At 61.0% G+C, this 17,408-nt stretch carries 22 protein-coding genes; 20 read left to right on the top strand and 2 right to left on the bottom strand.

Annotated elements, in window-relative coordinates; genetic code table 11:
* Positions 1-25: 25 nt before the first annotated feature.
* Positions 26-1,534 carry a YifB family Mg chelatase-like AAA ATPase gene (locus ACZ5TH_RS12250; protein WP_464794089.1) on the top strand — a complete coding sequence of 503 codons (1,509 nt, stop codon included), beginning with the start codon at positions 26-28 and terminating at the stop codon, positions 1,532-1,534.
* A 73-nt stretch (positions 1,535-1,607) separates the two neighbouring features.
* Here the strand turns inward: ACZ5TH_RS12250 and ACZ5TH_RS12255 are convergent, their stop codons facing one another.
* Together ACZ5TH_RS12255 and ACZ5TH_RS12260 are read right to left on the bottom strand one after the other, a co-directional pair.
* The gene (locus ACZ5TH_RS12255; protein WP_464794090.1) at positions 1,608-2,750 is read right to left on the bottom strand and encodes a M23 family metallopeptidase; all 1,143 of its coding nucleotides are present in this window, start codon (positions 2,748-2,750) and stop codon (positions 1,608-1,610) included.
* A 167-nt stretch (positions 2,751-2,917) separates the two neighbouring features.
* Positions 2,918-5,203 (bottom strand): putative bifunctional diguanylate cyclase/phosphodiesterase, encoded by a 2,286-nt coding sequence (locus ACZ5TH_RS12260; protein WP_464794091.1) that lies wholly within the window; start codon positions 5,201-5,203, stop codon positions 2,918-2,920.
* Positions 5,204-5,571: 368 nt separating this feature from the next.
* Between ACZ5TH_RS12260 and rpsL the strand changes: the two genes are divergently transcribed.
* From rpsL to rpsN, 19 genes are all read left to right on the top strand, one after another.
* Positions 5,572-5,943 (top strand): 30S ribosomal protein S12, encoded by a 372-nt coding sequence (gene rpsL / locus ACZ5TH_RS12265; protein WP_007686591.1) that lies wholly within the window; start codon positions 5,572-5,574, stop codon positions 5,941-5,943.
* A 13-nt stretch (positions 5,944-5,956) separates the two neighbouring features.
* Positions 5,957-6,427 carry a 30S ribosomal protein S7 gene (gene rpsG / locus ACZ5TH_RS12270; protein ID WP_066560556.1) on the top strand — a complete coding sequence of 157 codons (471 nt, stop codon included), beginning with the start codon at positions 5,957-5,959 and terminating at the stop codon, positions 6,425-6,427.
* A gap of 152 nt (positions 6,428-6,579) precedes the next feature.
* The gene (gene fusA / locus ACZ5TH_RS12275) at positions 6,580-8,673 is read left to right on the top strand and encodes an elongation factor G (protein WP_464771677.1); all 2,094 of its coding nucleotides are present in this window, start codon (positions 6,580-6,582) and stop codon (positions 8,671-8,673) included.
* 136 nt (positions 8,674-8,809) lie between these two features.
* A complete protein-coding gene (gene tuf, locus ACZ5TH_RS12280) occupies positions 8,810-10,000 on the top strand; it encodes an elongation factor Tu (RefSeq protein WP_464771678.1) in 1,191 nt (396 codons plus the stop codon).
* Positions 10,001-10,208: 208 nt separating this feature from the next.
* On the top strand, positions 10,209-10,517 hold the full coding sequence (gene rpsJ, locus ACZ5TH_RS12285; protein ID WP_004208724.1) for a 30S ribosomal protein S10: 309 nt from the start codon (positions 10,209-10,211) through the stop codon (positions 10,515-10,517).
* A gap of 275 nt (positions 10,518-10,792) precedes the next feature.
* Positions 10,793-11,548 (top strand): 50S ribosomal protein L3, encoded by a 756-nt coding sequence (gene rplC / locus ACZ5TH_RS12290; RefSeq protein ID WP_449474571.1) that lies wholly within the window; start codon positions 10,793-10,795, stop codon positions 11,546-11,548.
* 3 nt (positions 11,549-11,551) lie between these two features.
* On the top strand, positions 11,552-12,175 hold the full coding sequence (rplD, locus tag ACZ5TH_RS12295) for a 50S ribosomal protein L4 (RefSeq protein WP_449470809.1): 624 nt from the start codon (positions 11,552-11,554) through the stop codon (positions 12,173-12,175).
* Positions 12,168-12,485 (top strand): 50S ribosomal protein L23, encoded by a 318-nt coding sequence (locus ACZ5TH_RS12300; RefSeq protein WP_464794092.1) that lies wholly within the window; start codon positions 12,168-12,170, stop codon positions 12,483-12,485. The genes rplD and ACZ5TH_RS12300 overlap by 8 nt, the downstream gene beginning before the upstream one ends.
* A 2-nt stretch (positions 12,486-12,487) precedes the next feature.
* On the top strand, positions 12,488-13,324 hold the full coding sequence (rplB, locus tag ACZ5TH_RS12305) for a 50S ribosomal protein L2 (RefSeq protein WP_196225088.1): 837 nt from the start codon (positions 12,488-12,490) through the stop codon (positions 13,322-13,324).
* A gap of 5 nt (positions 13,325-13,329) precedes the next feature.
* Positions 13,330-13,608, top strand: coding sequence for a 30S ribosomal protein S19 (gene rpsS / locus ACZ5TH_RS12310; RefSeq protein ID WP_007686576.1), 279 nt, complete (start codon positions 13,330-13,332; stop codon positions 13,606-13,608).
* Positions 13,608-13,994, top strand: coding sequence for a 50S ribosomal protein L22 (gene rplV, locus ACZ5TH_RS12315; RefSeq protein ID WP_449470811.1), 387 nt, complete (start codon positions 13,608-13,610; stop codon positions 13,992-13,994). The genes rpsS and rplV overlap by 1 nt, the downstream gene beginning before the upstream one ends.
* 4 nt (positions 13,995-13,998) lie before the next feature.
* The gene (gene rpsC, locus ACZ5TH_RS12320) at positions 13,999-14,694 is read left to right on the top strand and encodes a 30S ribosomal protein S3 (RefSeq protein WP_196225090.1); all 696 of its coding nucleotides are present in this window, start codon (positions 13,999-14,001) and stop codon (positions 14,692-14,694) included.
* Positions 14,695-14,715: 21 nt separating this feature from the next.
* Positions 14,716-15,147, top strand: a complete 432-nt coding sequence (gene rplP, locus ACZ5TH_RS12325) for a 50S ribosomal protein L16 (RefSeq protein ID WP_267249803.1) — start codon at positions 14,716-14,718, stop codon at positions 15,145-15,147.
* A gap of 3 nt (positions 15,148-15,150) precedes the next feature.
* The gene (rpmC, locus tag ACZ5TH_RS12330) at positions 15,151-15,354 is read left to right on the top strand and encodes a 50S ribosomal protein L29 (RefSeq protein WP_056691689.1); all 204 of its coding nucleotides are present in this window, start codon (positions 15,151-15,153) and stop codon (positions 15,352-15,354) included.
* Positions 15,355-15,366: 12 nt separating this feature from the next.
* Entirely contained in the window at positions 15,367-15,630 is a 264-nt protein-coding gene (gene rpsQ / locus ACZ5TH_RS12335) for a 30S ribosomal protein S17 (RefSeq protein ID WP_006960320.1), read from the top strand.
* 164 nt (positions 15,631-15,794) lie between these two features.
* Complete coding sequence (rplN, locus tag ACZ5TH_RS12340; RefSeq protein WP_007686569.1) at positions 15,795-16,163, top strand: 50S ribosomal protein L14; 369 nt, start codon at positions 15,795-15,797, stop codon at positions 16,161-16,163.
* Complete coding sequence (rplX, locus tag ACZ5TH_RS12345; protein WP_196225092.1) at positions 16,163-16,474, top strand: 50S ribosomal protein L24; 312 nt, start codon at positions 16,163-16,165, stop codon at positions 16,472-16,474. Before rplN ends, rplX begins: the two co-directional genes overlap by 1 nt.
* Positions 16,474-17,046 carry a 50S ribosomal protein L5 gene (rplE, locus tag ACZ5TH_RS12350; protein WP_449470813.1) on the top strand — a complete coding sequence of 191 codons (573 nt, stop codon included), beginning with the start codon at positions 16,474-16,476 and terminating at the stop codon, positions 17,044-17,046. The genes rplX and rplE overlap by 1 nt, the downstream gene beginning before the upstream one ends.
* Before the next feature lie 52 nt (positions 17,047-17,098).
* Positions 17,099-17,404 carry a 30S ribosomal protein S14 gene (rpsN, locus tag ACZ5TH_RS12355; protein WP_007707881.1) on the top strand — a complete coding sequence of 102 codons (306 nt, stop codon included), beginning with the start codon at positions 17,099-17,101 and terminating at the stop codon, positions 17,402-17,404.
* Positions 17,405-17,408 lie beyond the last annotated feature (4 nt).

Here is a 17,408-nt window from a genome sequence, read left to right on the forward strand (position 1 = left end):
GCGTTTTCAAAAAAATGGGGGCACATTGGTTTCGACGGTATCGACGGTCGCCTATCTCGGGCTGGACGCGCGCAGCGTGGAGGTGCAGTGTCAGCTCGTTCCGGGCCTCCCCAACTTCATTCTTGTCGGCTTGCCGGACAAGGCCGTGGCGGAAAGCCGCGAGCGGGTGCGCAATGCCATCGCCGCGATCGGCCTGTCCCTTCCGCCCAAGCGGATCACGGTAAATCTTTCACCTGCGGACCTCCCCAAGGAAGGATCGCATTTCGACCTCCCCATTGCACTTGCGCTGCTCGGCGCCATGGGGGTGATCGATGCCGAGACGCTGTCGGGCTATGTGGTCGTGGGAGAATTGGGGCTTGATGGCCGCATCGCTTCTACCCCCGGCGTGCTGCTCGCCGCATTGCATGCTGGCGAAAAGGAGTTGGGCCTCATCTGCCCTGTCGCTCAGGGGCCGGAAGCAGCCTGGGCTGGTCAGGTGGAGGTCATCGCGGCCCCCGATCTGCTGAGTCTGCTCAACCACTTCAAAGGTAATGCCGCGCTTTCCCCGCCACAGCCGGGCGTCGTGGAGGTTCCACATCGTACGGCAGATCTGCGCCAGGTGAAGGGCCAGGAGACGGCAAAGCGCGCGCTGGAGATCGCCGCAGCCGGGGGGCATAACCTGTTGATGGTGGGGCCACCGGGCGCAGGTAAGTCGTTGATGGCAAGTTGCCTGCCCGGCATCCTGCCACAACTCACCCCGGCCGAAGCGCTGGAAACGTCCATGGTGGCAAGCGTCGCAGGGTCACTGGAAGGCGGCCGCATCAGCCGCGCACGGCCGTTTCGCACTCCACACCATAGCGCATCGATGGCGGCGTTGGTCGGCGGCGGGCACAAGGCGCGGCCGGGTGAGGTCAGCATGGCGCACCTTGGCGTCCTCTTCCTCGATGAGCTGCCCGAGTTCCAGCGCACTGTACTCGACTCGCTGCGTCAGCCGCTGGAAACAGGCGAGGTTACGGTTGCTCGCGCCAACGCCCATGTCACTTTCCCGGCGCGGGTTCAGCTTGTTGCAGCGATGAACCCTTGTCGCTGCGGCCATCTTGCTGATCCAGCTCTCGCCTGCTCACGCGCGCCGCGCTGTGCCGCGGATTATCAGGCCAAGGTTTCGGGGCCACTGCTTGACCGTATCGATCTGCATGTCGAGGTTCAGGCCGTGACGGCGGCAGATCTCGTCCTGCCTCCTCCAACTGAAGGTTCGGTGGAAGTGGCGGGCAGGGTGGCGGCCGCGCGAGACCGGCAGACGCAGCGCTATGCCGGAACCCGCGTCCGAACCAATGCGGAAGTCGACGGAGAGCGGCTTGAGGAAGTTGCCGGTCCTGATGCCGCTGGGCGGGAACTACTGGCGCAGGCGGCAGCGGCGATGAAGCTCTCTGCCCGGGGCTATACCCGGGTATTGCGTGTGGCCCGGACAATCGCCGACCTTGCGGGCGCGGAACAGGTCGGCCGCGTACATGTGGCCGAAGCGCTCAGCTACAGGCGGCGGGCGCCAGTCAACTGACCCGAACCGGTTCGGCTAGTCTGACGCTTGTGGGTGAAACTGCCGAAGCATCAACCGTTGAAGTCGCGGAGATTCAGCCGCGGCTTCGGATATCAGCGTTCCGGGCAGCGGCGACTTGCTGGACGTTTCGGGCGGCTTCCAGGAAAGGTCGCGGATTGACGGGCTCCCCCTTCAAGCGCACTTCGAAATGAAGGTGGTCACCCGTTGAGCGGCCGGTTGAACCCATGCGCGCGATCTGATGTCCACGGAGCACCTCTTGCCCAATACGGGCATTGAAACCGGACAGATGGGCATATCGCGTCATCAAGCCGTTACCATGGGTGATCTCCACCACATTGCCATAGCCGCTCCGCTGACCAACGAAGCTGACCCTGCCTGTCGCGGCGGCCAATATGGGTTCGCCGTGACGGCCGGGAAAGTCGATACCCGCATGGAATGCGGCATGGCCATTGAACGGATCGCGGCGATAGCCATAGGAACTGGATTGCATCGGGGCCATCGTCGGGAGGCCAGATGGAATGGTCTTCAGACTGGTCTCCAGAGATTCCATCCGGGCAAGAGCATCAGAAAGACGTTCGAATTCCTGGGGCATCGGCCTCTGCCCATCAGGCCAGGGCACGAAGGGACCGCCTTGCGCCCGGGGAGCGGCACGCGCCAATAGGTCGGGATTAAGACCCAGGCGGCGAATTGCATGCGCCGTTTCGTCCGCCCGGCGCTTGACCGCATGAGTAAGAAGCGCCGCGAACTGGCGCTGTCTCGCGTCAATCGCTCTCAGAGGATGAATGTCTTGCGCGGCACTGATGCGCACCTTTGATGAATCGGCCCCGCCTTGCGTGGAAGCTTGTCCGGACAGGTTTTTCAGTGCCACGCCAGCTTGGGAAGCGTCCTCGCCAAAATGAGCGTGATAAAGATCGTCCATGAAGTCTTGCCGCGCTTCCAGGTCGCGCGCACGTTGTTCAATGGATTTCTTGTACTCAGCTATAGCCCTGGTTTTCGCATTGATCGCGGCGCTTTCCCTCTCCATTTCAGACCGGTTCCAAGAAAGCGACAGAGCCAGCGTGGCCGCGCCGATAATCAGCGCTGCGGATAGGAGAAGCGTCGATACCTGGGTGCGGCTCGAGATGCGGACACGCTGCAGCTTTCCGCCAGACTGGAAGAGAAATTGCCGCTCCGGGCACAAAGCGGCAATCCTCTCCCATAGGCTGAAAATGCCCAATCTACACCGCTGCAACAATGACGACCCCGTGCTCAATTCTTAGAGAATCGGCCCGTTAGCAAGGGAAAGAGCAGCACGCGAATCCGCCAAGGCAGACTCGTGACGAGTCGAAATCAGATCGGGGCGAAACGTGCTTCGGCCGTTCCGGTTCCTGACGAAAAGTAAAATTATGCCTCGGTGGGACGAGCTGCGACATGCAACCCCAGTAGCGCGGGAACTTCGCTAGCCGGGACAGCTGCCCCGAAATGAAAGCCCTGCGCATAATGGCATCCACCAGCACGCAGATAATCAATCTGATGAACATTCTCGACGCCCTCGGCGACCGTTCGAATGCCAAGGCTGTAGGCAAGGTTCAGCAATGTTCGCACAATGGCGGCGTCATCCGGATCGGTTTCCAGGTCCCGGACGAAACGCTGATCTATCTTGATGATATCTATTGGAAACTGCTTCAGATGCGAGAGTGACGCATAGCCGGTGCCGAAATCATCCAGCGCGATGGACAGGCCCGCTGTACTCAATTGATGAAGACTGCGTTCCACGACCTCCGCATTCCGGCCAAGAAAAACCGACTCCGTCACCTCCAATTCGATCCTTGCAATGGATACCCCCGTCGCGGCGAGTCGGGAGAGCAAACGATCAGGGAAGCTGCCATCGTGAAGCTCAACCCCTGGCACATTGATGGCGACATGACCGAAATCCAGTCCCTGATCCTGCCAGCGTCGACAATCGGCCAGAATCCGATCCAGCATCCGCTCGTTGATTGTCCGGCCTAGCTCGGAATGTTCGAACGCAGCGGCAATCTCGGACGGCATGATGATTGAGCCGTCAGTACGAACGCATCTAAGCAGCGCCTCGAAGCCGATGATGGCGCCCGTCGATAGATCGATCTTGGGCTGATACCAGGGGACGGGTGGGGCATGGACCAAGGCGTGGCGTGCGCGATCCAGCATTCGGGCTTCCTGCTGCCAGCGTTCGAGCAGCGAGGGCTCGAACAGACACGCGCGACCTCGTCCGCCATTTTTCGCTTCATACAGGGCGATGTCTGCGAATTTTATAAGGTCCGCAATGTCCCCGGCATGTTCTGGAAAAAGTGCAACGCCCATGCTGACGCGGCAATCGACGTCACGATGGCCGTAGGCGAGTGGCTGATGAAGTTGAGCCATCATGCGCGCCAGGATCGCTTCCAGATCCGGTCCATTGCGCAGACGCGTCAACAGAACGGCAAATTCGTCCCCGCCCATGCGCGCGACCAGATCTCCCGGCCGAACCGCGCGCCGCAGGCGCTCGGCTACAGCGCAAAGGAGCGCATCGCCGACCGCATGCCCGGCGCTGTCGTTGATTCGTTTGAACTCATCGACGTCGATCAGCACAACGGCCATCTGTCCGCCCGCATGCCCTGTCGCACTTGCCGCCTGCGCCAGCGTCGCCATGAAATGCGAGCGGTTTGCCAAGCCTGTCAGCGCGTCGGTCATGGCGAGATGGGCAAGATGCCGCTCGGCATCCTTGCGGTCTGTGATATCGACGATACTGGAAAGGATGCAGTCTTCGTCGTCTATCTGAATCGGGCGCGTCGCGAGCAACACATCGTGGACCACCGCATCCTTTCCGACGATCCGGCATTCCTGATTGTTGAGCGCATCTCCGCTTGCGATCTGGTCCCGCAGGCTCGCCTGCGCGGCGGAGCCCTCGCCAAGCAGGTGAGCGCGCGAAATGTCGCTGTCTGATCCAAATGCCTGAGCAGCAGCATCGTTGAAGCGGATTACTGTGCCGTCCTGACGCGTGACCAGCAGCGGGATGGGGACGCTCATGAACATGCGCTCTAGCGTTTCGCTGTTGCGCGCCAACGCGGCTCGAGCCGTACCGGCGGCTTGGCTCGCCACCCACTCGAGGCGCTGGAGGCGGTTTGTCCGCATGATCGTGATCCACATGCCGCAGTGAAGGATCAGCACGGCCATGATCATGCCGGGGGCGGTGGGGGATAAGGGCGCAGGCGCCAGATAGCCGATGAGTAGCGCAACTCCACATCCCAGCCCGCCGCCGAAATTGCCCCGGAAGCTGGTAGGCACGCCCAAGTAAAAGATCAGCGGCAGCATGACGAGCACGAAAATCGCGATATCACTGCGGGAACTGACCAGGAATGCCACACCGATTGCGGTTACGATCTGCCAGGCCAAGCAGAGCCGCTCGACCTTCTGGAAGGACTCCAGCTTCCGGCTGAAATACAGGCATCCAAGTGACCATAGCACCACAATGAGGCGCGCCGGTACTGCGACCCAGAAATGGGGCGTGCCGAAAAAGCGCCAATCACTCAGCAGGAAAAGCGCATTCAGGGCGGCCGAGCAGAGGAAGAGTATACGGGCGTGCCGACGCGACTCGGTGAGGCGCTTCGCTTGAAAAGCGGCTTCCTGTGGTCGGCTGAGAAACTCACCCGTGAAGAGAGAAAGATGGGTCACGGCCAATCCACGTCGGCGCACCCGGTGGCGCCACTGGAAATCAATAGAATAATGTCGGTTATCAATCTGCTAATGAAGGCTTCGCCATCTTGGAACGAAACCGAAACGAGGTGGCGGGCCGCCGTTCTTGACCGGATTACCGTGCCTCGCTATAGGCGCGCCTGCCCAGCGGCGATCCACCTGCGAAGATTCGGTCTTTCTGGTCGGTGACATGCCAGGCGATATAGAGCTGAACATTGCCGGTGCTCTTGCGGCTCCAGGCGGGTTAATGCCCGTCGGGGCCTTTGCTGTTTGAAAGGTCATCCTTTTCAGGCCGTGAAGAACGCGGGAATGCTTGCGGTAAAGTAACTGAAAAGGTGAAGGGCTTCATGCCAACAATCAACCAGCTGGTCCGCAAGGGCCGCGAACTGCAGAAGACCAAGTCGAAGGTCCCTGCAATGGAAGCGAACCCGCAAAAGCGCGGCGTTTGCACCCGTGTTTACACGACGACCCCGAAGAAGCCGAACTCGGCTCTCCGTAAGGTGGCGAAGGTGCGTCTGGTCAACCAGCGCGAAGTCATCACCTACATTCCGGGTGAAGGCCACAATCTTCAGGAGCACAGCGTTGTGCTGATCCGTGGCGGCCGCGTACGCGACCTTCCCGGTGTGCGCTATCACGTGCTGCGCGGCGTTCTGGATACCCAGGGCGTCAAGGACCGTAAGCAGAGCCGTTCGAAGTACGGCGCGAAGCGTCCGAAGTAAGGGAGACTAGAATATGTCACGTCGTCGTCGCCCCGAAAAGCGCGTTATCCTGCCCGATCCCAAGTTCGGTGATATCGTGCTGTCGAAGTTCATGAACAGCATCATGCAGGATGGTAAGAAGGCCGTCGCTGAGTCCATCGTGTACGGTGCGCTCGAAACTGTCGAGACTAAGTCCAAGAAGGACCCCATCGGCATGTTCCATGACGCGCTGAACAATGTGAAGCCCGGCATCGAAGTCCGCAGCCGCCGCGTCGGCGGTGCGACCTACCAGGTCCCCGTCGAAGTGCGCCCCGAGCGCGCCCAGGCGCTGGCGATCCGCTGGTTGATCACTGCGTCGCGCAACCGCAGCGAAACCACCATGGCCGCGCGCCTGTCGGGTGAGCTGCTGGACGCTGCCAACAACCGTGGTAACGCGGTCAAGAAGCGCGAAGATACGCACCGCATGGCGGAAGCGAACCGCGCCTTCTCGCACTACCGCTGGTAAAGAAAGGCGGGCGCTTTGGTGCCCGCTTTTTCTATCTGGTTTTGAATGTCGGTCCGTTCGCCGTGGGGCTACCCATGGCGGACGGATTGGTTTAGGGGCCAGCCGCAAGACTCACTCACTCATCGCCGGTGCGCCGGCAACGGAGAAGCATCATGGCCCGCAGCCATCCGCTCGAACGCTATCGCAATTTCGGTATCATGGCGCATATTGACGCCGGCAAGACCACCACGACCGAGCGTATCCTTTATTACACCGGCAAGTCCTACAAGATCGGCGAAGTCCATGACGGCGCCGCCACCATGGACTGGATGGAGCAGGAGCAGGAGCGTGGTATCACCATCACGTCTGCGGCCACCACTTGTGTGTGGAAGGCCGAAGAGGGCAAGGGTCCTGAGCATCGCCTGAACATCATCGACACCCCCGGCCACGTCGACTTCACCATCGAAGTTGAACGTTCGCTGCGCGTGCTCGACGGTGCGGTCGCCGCGTTCGACGGCGTTGCTGGCGTTGAGCCGCAGTCGGAAACCGTGTGGCGCCAGGCTGACAAGTATCGCGTGCCGCGCATGTGCTTCATCAACAAGCTCGACCGTACCGGCGCGAACTTCTATTATTGCGTGCAGACGATCATTGATCGTCTGGGCGCTACCCCAGCCGTCCTCTATCTGCCCATCGGCGCTGAGTCGGATTTCAAGGGCCTGGTCGATCTGGTCGAAAACCGCGCGATCATCTGGAAGGATGAGAATCTGGGCGCGGAGTTCACCTACGAAGAAATTCCGGCAGACATGGCTGACAAGGCTGCCGAATATCGTGAAAAGCTGATCGAACTTGCCGTCGAGCAGGACGACGAAGCGATGGAAGCCTATCTTGAAGGCAACCTGCCCGACACCGCAACCCTCAAGAAGCTGATCCGCAAGGGTACGCTGGGCCAGGCGTTCGTGCCGGTGCTGTGTGGCTCGGCGTTCAAGAACAAGGGCGTTCAGCCGTTGCTCGACGCCGTCGTCGACTATCTGCCTTCGCCGCTCGACATCGAGGACGTTCAGGGTATCAACCCCGACAACGACCAGCCCGACAGCCGCGCGACCGCCGACGACGCGCCCTTCTCGGGTCTGGCGTTCAAGATCATGAACGATCCGTTCGTCGGCTCGCTGACCTTCCTGCGCGTGTATTCGGGCACCCTGACCAAGGGCACCTATCTGAACTCGGTCAAGGACAAGAAGGAAAAGATCGGCCGCATGCTGCTGATGCATGCGAACAGCCGTGAAGATATCGACGCGGCATATGCCGGCGACATCGTCGCGCTGGCCGGCATGAAGGAAACCACCACCGGTGATACGCTGTGCGCCGAGCGCCAGCCGATCATCTTGGAGCGAATGGAATTCCCCGAGCCGGTGATCGAGCTGTCGGTTGAACCCAAGACCAAGGCGGACCAGGAAAAGATGGGCGTCGCGCTCAACCGCCTGGCCGCTGAAGACCCGTCCTTCCGCGTCACGACCGACCACGAATCGGGCCAGACCATCATCAAGGGCATGGGCGAACTTCACCTCGAAATCCTGGTCGACCGCATGAAGCGCGAATTCAAGGTCGAGGCGAATGTTGGCGCGCCGCAGGTGGCCTATCGCGAATATCTCAAGAAGCCGGTCGACATCGACTACACACACAAGAAGCAGTCGGGTGGTACCGGTCAGTTCGGCCGCGTGAAGGTGAAGCTGACCCCGGGCGAGCGCGGTGCGGGGATCCAGTTCAAGGATGAGATCAAGGGCGGTAACATTCCCAAGGAATATATTCCCGCTATTGAAAAGGGCTTCCGTGAGACGGCGGCAACCGGCTCGCTGATCGGCTTCCCGATTATCGATTTCGACATCGTGCTTTATGATGGCGCGTACCATGACGTCGACTCGTCGGCACTGGCGTTCGAAATCTGTGCTCGCGGAGCAATGCGCGAAGCGGCGCAGAAGTCGGGCATCACGCTGCTCGAACCGGTCATGAAGGTCGAAGTCGTCACCCCGGAGGAATATCTGGGCGACGTCATTGGCGACATGAACAGCCGTCGTGGTCAGATTCAAGGCACCGACACGCGCGGCAATGCCCAGGTGGTCGAAGCCATGGTGCCGCTGGCCAACATGTTCGGCTATGTGAACTCGCTGCGTTCCTTCACCCAAGGCCGCGCGAACTACTCGATGATCTTCTCCCACTATGACGAAGTGCCGCAGAATGTGGCGGACGAAGTCAAGGCGAAGATGGCCTGATGATTTTCCTTAATCGAGCCGTGCACACGGCTCGGTTAGGGGCTGGTAATCTGTGAATTTGCTGCTATGGACGCGCCTTCGCGAGGCGCGGCCGAGCGGTCAGACCAAAGCTGATTTGATTAGAAGGTAGGATAAAATGGCTAAGGCTAAGTTTGAGCGGAACAAGCCGCACTGCAACATCGGCACCATCGGTCACGTTGACCATGGCAAGACCTCGCTGACCGCGGCGATCACCAAGGTGCTGGCCGAAACCGGCGGCGCGACCTTCGTTGACTACGCGAACATCGACAAGGCTCCCGAAGAGCGCGAGCGCGGCATCACCATTTCGACGGCGCACGTTGAATATGAGACCGAAGCCCGTCACTACGCGCACGTCGACTGCCCGGGTCACGCTGACTACGTCAAGAACATGATCACTGGTGCGGCCCAGATGGACGGCGCGATTCTCGTCGTTTCGGCCACCGACGGCCCGATGCCGCAGACCCGTGAGCACATCCTGCTCGCCAAGCAGGTTGGCGTTCCCCAGCTCGTCGTGTTCATGAACAAGGTCGATCTGGTTGACGATCCGGAGATCCTCGAGCTGGTCGAGCTGGAAATCCGCGAACTGCTGTCGTCCTACGACTTCGACGGCGACAACATCCCTGTCATCCCCGGCTCGGCCGTGAAGGCGCTGGATGGCTCGAACGATGAAATCGGCAAGGAAGCCGTCCTGAAGCTGATGGCTGCTGTTGACAGCTTCATTCCGCAGCCGGAGCGCCCGATCGACAAGCCTTTCCTTATGCCAATCGAAGACGTGTTCTCGATCTCAGGTCGTGGTACCGTTGTGACTGGGCGCGTCGAAACCGGTATCGTCAAGGTTGGCGAAGAAGTCGAGATCGTCGGCATCAAGGACACCCGCAAGACCACCGTCACGGGCGTGGAAATGTTCCGCAAGCTGCTCGACGAAGGTCGTGCGGGCGACAACATCGGTGCTCTGGTTCGTGGCGTTGGCCGTGAAGACGTTGAGCGTGGTCAGGTTCTGGCCAAGCCCGGTTCGGTTACGCCGCACACCGAGTTTGACGCGGAAGTCTATGTTCTGTCGAAGGAAGAAGGCGGCCGTCACACCCCGTTCTTCGCGAACTATCGTCCGCAGTTCTACTTCCGCACCACGGACGTCACCGGCGAAGTTATCCTGCCCGAAGGCACCGAGATGGTCATGCCCGGCGACAATGTGAAGCTGAACATCAAGCTCATCGCGCCGATCGCGATGGACTCGGGTCTGCGCTTCGCCATCCGCGAAGGCGGTCGTACCGTCGGCGCCGGGGTTGTCGGCACGATCTCGAAGTAATATAGGACCGCAGCGGCGCGAATCGCCTGATTCGCGCCGCTCGGAATTTCTACCGCCCCGGATCGCCTTTCTCCGGCTCGACTGAGCTAGAAGGGCCGGAAACGGGGCGGATATTTTTTGGTGGTGCATTCTCACAAGTCATCGGCTGCTCCAGCTGATTTCTGAAAATGCTCCAGGTTTTTGGCTCTTTCGCATCGGTACAGGAACAATGGACAGCAACATCCGCATTCGCCTCAAGGCGTTCGATCATCGCGTGCTTGATCAGGCGACCGGCGACATCGCCGAAACCGCCCGCCGCACCGGCGCCCTTATTCGCGGTCCGATTCCCCTTCCGACGCGCATCGAAAAGTTCACGGTCAACCGTGGTCCGCACATCGACAAGAAGTCACGCGAGCAGTTTGAGGTCCGCACCTACAAGCGTATGCTTGACATTGTGCAGCCGACGCCGCAGACGGTCGACGCGCTGATGAAGCTGGACTTGGCTGCCGGCGTGAACGTGGAAATCAAGCTGGCTTAAGCTGGCAAGTCCCTGCTTTTCCGCAAGGATGGCAGGGTATCGGGCATTCCGGGAGACCGGAAGCTCAAACGACACAAGGGATACCGCACGGCCTCTCCGGTAAACTGGAAATGGCTCGTGGTCCTGGTCCCCCGTCGCTGTTCCCGAGTAGGGAGTGGCAACCAACCCGGACGGGGTGATTTGTTATTTGGGTTGGCCGCGAAGGAGGGATCCTGAGCGGTTTTTTCGTTGGATACGCCCGCTGCTAAGGCGGGCCTCTATGGGAGTAATCAGTGATGCGCACAGGCGTGATCGCTAAGAAAGTCGGGATGACCCGTCTGTTCCAGGAGGACGGACGGCATGTACCGGTTACGGTTCTGGCCCTTGAGGGCAATCAGGTCGTGGCTCGCAAGGAAGTTGATCGTGACGGTTATGTCGCGGTTCAGCTTGGTGCGGGCGTCGCGAAGGTCAAGAATGTCGCCAAGCCGCAGCGCGGTCACTTCGCCAAGGCGGAAGTGGAGCCGAAGGCGCGTCTGGTCGAATTCCGTGTCGCCGAGGACGCGCTCCTCGATGTCGGCGCCGAGATCGCGGCCGATCATTTCATCGCTGGCCAGTTGGTCGATGTTGCCGGTCACACCCAAGGTAAGGGTTTCGCCGGCGCCATGAAGCGCTGGGGCTTCGGAGGTATGCGCGCCACCCACGGCGTGTCGATCAGTCACCGTGCCCATGGTTCGACCGGTAACCGTCAGGATCCGGGCCGCGTCTTCAAGAACAAGAAGATGGCAGGTCATATGGGCGACCGTGAGCGGACCCAGCAGAACCTCGAAATCGTGCGCACCGATGTCGAGCGCGGCCTTCTCTTCGTGAAGGGCAGCGTTCCGGGCGCGAAGGGGACCTGGCTCACCGTCAGCGACGCCGTCAAGGTCGCTCGCCCGGCGGACGCACCCTATCCCGCCAGCCTGAAGCAGGCTGCGAACAGCAATAGCGCTCCGGCGAACACCCCGGCTGAAGAAGCTGCGGCTCCCGAAGTCACCGAAGGCCAGGAGGGCTAAACCATGAAGGTCAATGTACAGACCCTCGACGCGCAGACTGCTGGCGAACTGGAGCTCAACGATGCCGTGTTCGGCCTCGAGCCTCGCGCCGACATCCTGCACCGCGTCGTCACCTGGCAGCTCGAAAAGCGTCGCGGCACTGCCCGCGGCACGCGCGAGCGTAGCGACGTTGCCCGCACCGGCAAGAAGTTCGGCCGCCAGAAGGGTGGCGGCACCGCCCGTCACGGCGATCGCCGCGCGCCGGTATTCATCGGCGGTGGTAAGGCTCACGGTGCCCGCGTCCGCGACTTCAATCCCTCGCTGAACAAGAAGGTTCGTGCGCTGGGCCTGAAGATGGCGCTGTCGTCTAAGATCAAGAGCGGATCGCTCACCATCATCGACAGCCTCGACGTCAAGGACGGCAAGACCCGCGAGTTGGTCGCCAGCCTCGCCAAGCTGAACCTCACCAAGGCGCTGTTCATCGACGGTGACGCCGTGAACATCAGCTTCGCCAAGGCTTCGGCTAACATCATCGGCGTGAACCTGCTGCCCGCTGTGGGCGCCAACGTTTACGACATCCTGAAGGCCGATTCGCTGGTGCTGACGCGTGCCGCGGTCGAAAAGCTGGAGGCGCGTTTCAATGGCTAAGAAAGAAGCCGCGAAGGTCGACAATCATCATTATGATGTCGTTGTCGCCCCGGTCATCACCGAGAAGTCGACGCTTCTCTCCGAGAATAACGCCGTGGTCTTCAAGGTCGCCAATGATGCGACCAAGCCGGAGATCAAGGCGGCCGTCGAGGCGCTCTGGGGCGTGACCGTCAAGAGCGTGAACACGCTGGTCGCCAAGGGCAAGACGAAGAAGTGGAAGGGCAAGCCCTACACTCGTTCGGACGTGAAGAAGGCGATCGTTCGTCTGGCTGACGGCCAGTCGATCGACATCACCGAAGGAGTGCGCTGATCATGGCGCTTAAGAGCTACAACCCGACCAGCCCCGCGCAGCGTGGCCTGATCCTGGTCGACAAGTCCAGCCTGCACAAGGGCAAGCCCGTCAAGGCGCTGACCGAAGGCAAGCGCAAGACTGGTGGCCGTAACAACAAGGGCCATGTGACCTCGCGCGGTATCGGCGGCGGTCACAAGCAGCGCTATCGCATCATCGACTTCAAGCGCCGCTTGTGGGATGTCGAAGGTACGGTCGAGCGTCTGGAATATGACCCCAACCGCACAGCCTTCATCGCTCTGGTGAACTATCCCGATGGCACCCAGGCCTACATCCTGGCACCGCAGCGGCTTGCGCCGGGTGACAAGGTCATCGCGGGCAAGAAGACCGACGTGAAGCCGGGCAATGCGATGGAACTGGGTCAGATGCCGGTTGGCACGATCATCCACAACATCGAGATGAAGCCGGGCAAGGGCGGTCAGCTTTGCCGGTCGGCGGGCACCTACGCCCAGCTGGTCGGCCGCGATCGCGGCATGGTGATGGTCCGCCTGTCTTCGGGCGAGCAGCGCTACATCCGTTCCGATTGCATGGGCACCATCGGTGCCGTGTCCAACCCGGACAATGGCAACACCAATCTCGCCAAGGCAGGCCGCAACCGTTGGAACGGCATCCGTCCGCTGACGCGCGGTGTGGCGAAGAACCCGGTCGATCACCCCCATGGCGGTGGTGAAGGCCGGACCTCGGGCGGCCGTCATCCGGTTACTCCCTGGGGCAAGCCGACCAAGGGTGCGCGCACCCGCCACAACAAGGCGACGGACAAGTTCATCATCCGTAGCCGCCACGCGAAGAAGAAGAGGTAAGCGAGATGGCTCGTTCCGTCTGGAAAGGTCCTTTCGTGGACCTCAGCCTTCTGAAGAAGGCGGAAGTGGCGCAGGACGCCGGTGGCCGTTCGGGTCCGATCAAGACCTGGTCGCGCCGTTCCACCATCCTGCCGCAGTTCGTTGGCCTGACGTTCAACGTCTATAACGGCCGCAAGCATGTGCCGGTTTCGGTGAACGAGGATATGGTGGGTCACAAGCTGGGCGAATTCGCCCCGACCCGCTACTTTCCCGGCCACGCTGCCGACAAGAAGGGCAAGCGCTAATGAGCAAGGAAAAGGCTCCCCGTCGCGTCGCCGACAATGAGGCGCTGGCCGTTGGCACGCAGATCCGTGGTTCGGCCCAGAAGCTGAACCTGGTCGCCACGCTCATCCGCGGCCGTAAGGTCGAAGAGGCGCTGAACATCCTTGCCTTCTCGAAGAAGGCGATGGCTGTCGACGTGCGCAAGGTGTTGGCTTCGGCCATTGCCAATGCGGAAAACAATCACAATCTGGACGTCGACTCGCTGGTCGTCGCGGAAGCATCGGTGGGCAAGAGCTTCACCCTGAAGCGCTTCCACGCCCGCGGCCGCGGCAAGTCGACCCGGATCCTGAAGCCCTTCAGCCGCGTGCGCATCGTCGTTCGCGAAGCAGCTGAAGAAGCGGAGGCGTAAGACTATGGGTCACAAGAGCAATCCGATCGGTCTGCGCCTGCAGATCAACCGCACCTGGGATAGCCGCTGGTACGCGGAAGGCGCCGACTATGGTCGCCTGCTGCTGGAGGATCTGAAGATCCGCCAGTATATCATGAAGAACCTGCCGCAGGCCGCGATCTCCAAGGTCGTGATCGAGCGTCCGGCTAAGCTGTGCCGCGTGTCGGTATATGCTGCTCGTCCCGGTGTGATCATCGGTAAGAAGGGTGCGGACATTGAGAAGCTGCGCAAGAAGCTGGGCAGCCTGACTTCTTCGGATGTCAGCCTGAACATAGTCGAGATCCGCAAGCCGGAAGTAGACTCCAAGCTCGTGGCACAGGGCATTGCCGACCAGCTGGAGCGTCGCGTGGCGTTCCGCCGTGCGATGAAGCGCGCGGTGCAGTCCGCCCTGCGTCTCGGCGCGGAAGGGATCAAGATCACTTGCGGCGGCCGTCTGGGCGGCGCGGAGATCGCACGTGTGGAATGGTATCGCGAAGGCCGCGTTCCGCTGCACACGCTCCGTGCGAACGTCGACTATGCTGAAGCCACGGCGCACACCGCCTATGGCGTTTGCGGCATCAAGGTCTGGATCTTCAAGGGCGAAATCCTTGGTCATGATCCGATGGCTACCGACCGGCTGATGCTGGAGGCTCAGACCTCCGGCGTACGCCCGGCGCGCTGAGAATAAGGTAGGTATAGCGTCATGCTGCAACCGAAAAAAATGAAGTTCCGCAAGACCTTCAAGGGCCGGATCAAGGGCGACGCCAAGGGCGGTTCGGACCTGAACTTCGGCTCCTATGGCCTGAAGGCTCTGGAACCCGAGCGCGTTACCGCGCGTCAGATCGAAGCGGCCCGCCGCGCGATCACCCGGCACATCCGCCGCCAGGGTCGTCTGTGGATCCGCGTGTTCCCCGACGTTCCGGTGTCGAAGAAGCCTGCCGAAGTCCGTCAGGGTAAGGGCAAGGGCTCGGTCGAATATTGGGCGGCTCGCGTCAAGCCAGGCCGTATCCTTTTCGAACTCGACGGCGTTCCTGGCCCGCTCGCAGCAGAGGCATTCTCGCGCGCCGCGATGAAGCTGCCCATCAAGACCAAGGTCGTTGCCCGCCTCGGCGACACCTCGCACCTGGAGGGCTAAGCCGTGGCCAACGTTGCCGACCTCAAGACCAAGACGGACGACGAACTGTCGACCGAACTCAACAACCTGAAGCGCGAGCAGTTCAACCTGCGTTTCCAGGCGGCCACCAACCAGCTGGAAAAGCCCAGCCGCGTGAAGGAAGTCCGCCGTTCGATCGCGCAGATCAAGACCCTGCAGACGGAGCGTAACAGCTCCGCCGCGAAGTAAAGGAAACACACGATGCCCAAGCGCGTGCTGACGGGAACGGTGGTTTCCGACAAGACCGACAAGACGGTGGTGGTTCGCGTAGAGCGCAAGGTTAAGCATGCGCTCTACGGCAAGATCATCCGCCGCTCCAAGAAGTACCATGCCCATGACGAGGGCAATGTTTACAAGGAAGGCGAAACGGTCCGCATCGAAGAGACCGCTCCGATTTCCAAGCTCAAGACCTGGAAGGTCATCGAGCGCGTGGACACCCACAAGTCGCCTGAAACGGCGGCCTGAGGTTAGTCACCGGCCTTGAGGGTCGAAATTTCGGACGCGGGGCTGGCCTTTTCTTGTCGGAGAGGTTACAGGCCCGCGCTTCGTGTTTCGAATCTTCCGGTCGAAACCCGAATTCGGAACCGCCGGGACAGTCTCGGTAGGCCAGACAAGAAGGAACCGGATCAATGATCCAGATGCAATCCAATCTTGACGTTGCTGACAACAGCGGCGCCAAGCGCGTCCAGTGCATCAAAGTGCTGGGCGGCTCGAAGCGTCGCTTCGCGAGCGTGGGCGACATCATCGTCGTCTCGATCAAGGAGGCTGCGCCTCGTGGCAAGGTGAAGAAGGGTGACGTGCATCGCGCTGTCATCGTGCGCACCGCCAAGGACGTGCGTCGCGCTGATGGCAGCGTGATTCGCTTTGACGGCAACGCCGCCGTGCTGATCAACAAGAACGAGGAGCCGATCGGCACCCGTATCTTTGGCCCGGTCGTTCGCGAACTGCGCGCCAAGAAGCACATGAAGATCATCAGCCTTGCTCCTGAGGTGCTGTAATGAGCGCTGCTAGAATCAAGAAGGGCGACAAGGTCGTCGTGCTCGCTGGCAAGGACAAGGGCCGTACCGGCGCTGTCTTGGCTGTGCTGCCCAAGGACGACAAGGTCCTGGTGGAAGGCATCAACGTGCATGCGCGTCACCGCAAGCCCGACCAGGCGAACCCGCAGGGTGGCATCGAGCGCAAGCCCGCGCCGCTCCACATTTCGAATGTCGCTGTCGCCGACAAGGATGGCAAGCCGACCCGCGTCCGTTTCGAGGACCGCGACGGCAAGAAGGTCCGCGTCGCCGTCAAGTCCGGTGAGGTGCTGTAATGAGCGACAAGTACACTCCGCGCTCCAAGGCGCAGTATGACGCTGAAATCGCCAAGGCGATGACCGAGAAGTTCGGTTACGAAAACGTCATGCAGGTCCCGAAGATCGAGAAGATCACGCTCAACATGGGCGTGGGCGAAGCGACCCAGGACAAGAAGAAGGTCACGTCGGCCGCCGAGGAAATGGAACTGATCGCTGGCCAGAAGCCGGTGATCACCAAGGCTCGCAAGTCGATCGCGCAGTTCAAGCTGCGTGAAGGCATGCCGATCGGCGCCAAGGTCACGCTGCGTCGTGAGCGCATGTACGAGTTTCTTGATCGCCTGATCAACGTTGCTCTGCCCCGCGTGCGCGACTTCCGTGGTCTCAACCCGAAGAGCTTCGACGGCCGTGGCAACTATGCCTTTGGCATCAAGGAGCAGATCATCTTCCCGGAGATCAACTATGACCGCATCGACAAGGTGCGCGGCATGGACATCATCGTGACCACCACGGCGAAGACGGACGAGGAAGCGCGCGAACTGCTGCGTCTCTTTGGCTTCCCCTTCCCGATCGAAGAGAAGCAGGCGGCCTGAACCAGGTCCCGCTTCTCTTTCCAAAGACACCCAAGGAAAGAGAACTTAAGTCATGGCGAAACTGAGTTCGATCAACAAAAATGAGCGCCGCAAGAAGCTGGTCAAGAAATATGCCGGCCGCTATGCGAAGCTCAAGGCGATCGCGAATGATACCGCGGCCGACGACAGCGATCGTCTGATCGCGCGTCTGAAGATGGCGGAGATCCCCCGCAACGGCAACCCGACGCGCGTTCGGAACCGTTGCGAACTGACGGGGCGTCCCCGCGCTTACTACCGCAAATTCCGCCTCTGCCGCGTGCAGCTGCGTGATCTGGCCAACAAGGGCCTGATCCCCGGCGTCACCAAGTCGAGCTGGTAAGGAT

The organism is Sphingobium sp. TomTYG73 (assembly GCF_055394245.1).

What these genes read in the sequence shown, in the direction of transcription:
- rpsL (WP_007686591.1), top strand. Translation starts at nt 5,572, where the DNA reads ATGCCAACAATCAACCAGCTGGTCCGCAAGGGCCGCGAACTGCAGAAG.
- rpsG (WP_066560556.1), top strand. Translation starts at nt 5,957, where the DNA reads ATGTCACGTCGTCGTCGCCCCGAAAAGCGCGTTATCCTGCCCGATCCC.
- fusA (WP_464771677.1), top strand. Translation starts at nt 6,580, where the DNA reads ATGGCCCGCAGCCATCCGCTCGAACGCTATCGCAATTTCGGTATCATG.
- tuf (WP_464771678.1), top strand. Translation starts at nt 8,810, where the DNA reads ATGGCTAAGGCTAAGTTTGAGCGGAACAAGCCGCACTGCAACATCGGC.
- rpsJ (WP_004208724.1), top strand. Translation starts at nt 10,209, where the DNA reads ATGGACAGCAACATCCGCATTCGCCTCAAGGCGTTCGATCATCGCGTG.
- rplC (WP_449474571.1), top strand. Translation starts at nt 10,793, where the DNA reads ATGCGCACAGGCGTGATCGCTAAGAAAGTCGGGATGACCCGTCTGTTC.
- rplD (WP_449470809.1), top strand. Translation starts at nt 11,552, where the DNA reads ATGAAGGTCAATGTACAGACCCTCGACGCGCAGACTGCTGGCGAACTG.
- ACZ5TH_RS12300 (WP_464794092.1), top strand. Translation starts at nt 12,168, where the DNA reads ATGGCTAAGAAAGAAGCCGCGAAGGTCGACAATCATCATTATGATGTC.
- rplB (WP_196225088.1), top strand. Translation starts at nt 12,488, where the DNA reads ATGGCGCTTAAGAGCTACAACCCGACCAGCCCCGCGCAGCGTGGCCTG.
- rpsS (WP_007686576.1), top strand. Translation starts at nt 13,330, where the DNA reads ATGGCTCGTTCCGTCTGGAAAGGTCCTTTCGTGGACCTCAGCCTTCTG.
- rplV (WP_449470811.1), top strand. Translation starts at nt 13,608, where the DNA reads ATGAGCAAGGAAAAGGCTCCCCGTCGCGTCGCCGACAATGAGGCGCTG.
- rpsC (WP_196225090.1), top strand. Translation starts at nt 13,999, where the DNA reads ATGGGTCACAAGAGCAATCCGATCGGTCTGCGCCTGCAGATCAACCGC.
- rplP (WP_267249803.1), top strand. Translation starts at nt 14,716, where the DNA reads ATGCTGCAACCGAAAAAAATGAAGTTCCGCAAGACCTTCAAGGGCCGG.
- rpsQ (WP_006960320.1), top strand. Translation starts at nt 15,367, where the DNA reads ATGCCCAAGCGCGTGCTGACGGGAACGGTGGTTTCCGACAAGACCGAC.
- rplN (WP_007686569.1), top strand. Translation starts at nt 15,795, where the DNA reads ATGATCCAGATGCAATCCAATCTTGACGTTGCTGACAACAGCGGCGCC.
- rplX (WP_196225092.1), top strand. Translation starts at nt 16,163, where the DNA reads ATGAGCGCTGCTAGAATCAAGAAGGGCGACAAGGTCGTCGTGCTCGCT.
- rplE (WP_449470813.1), top strand. Translation starts at nt 16,474, where the DNA reads ATGAGCGACAAGTACACTCCGCGCTCCAAGGCGCAGTATGACGCTGAA.
- rpsN (WP_007707881.1), top strand. Translation starts at nt 17,099, where the DNA reads ATGGCGAAACTGAGTTCGATCAACAAAAATGAGCGCCGCAAGAAGCTG.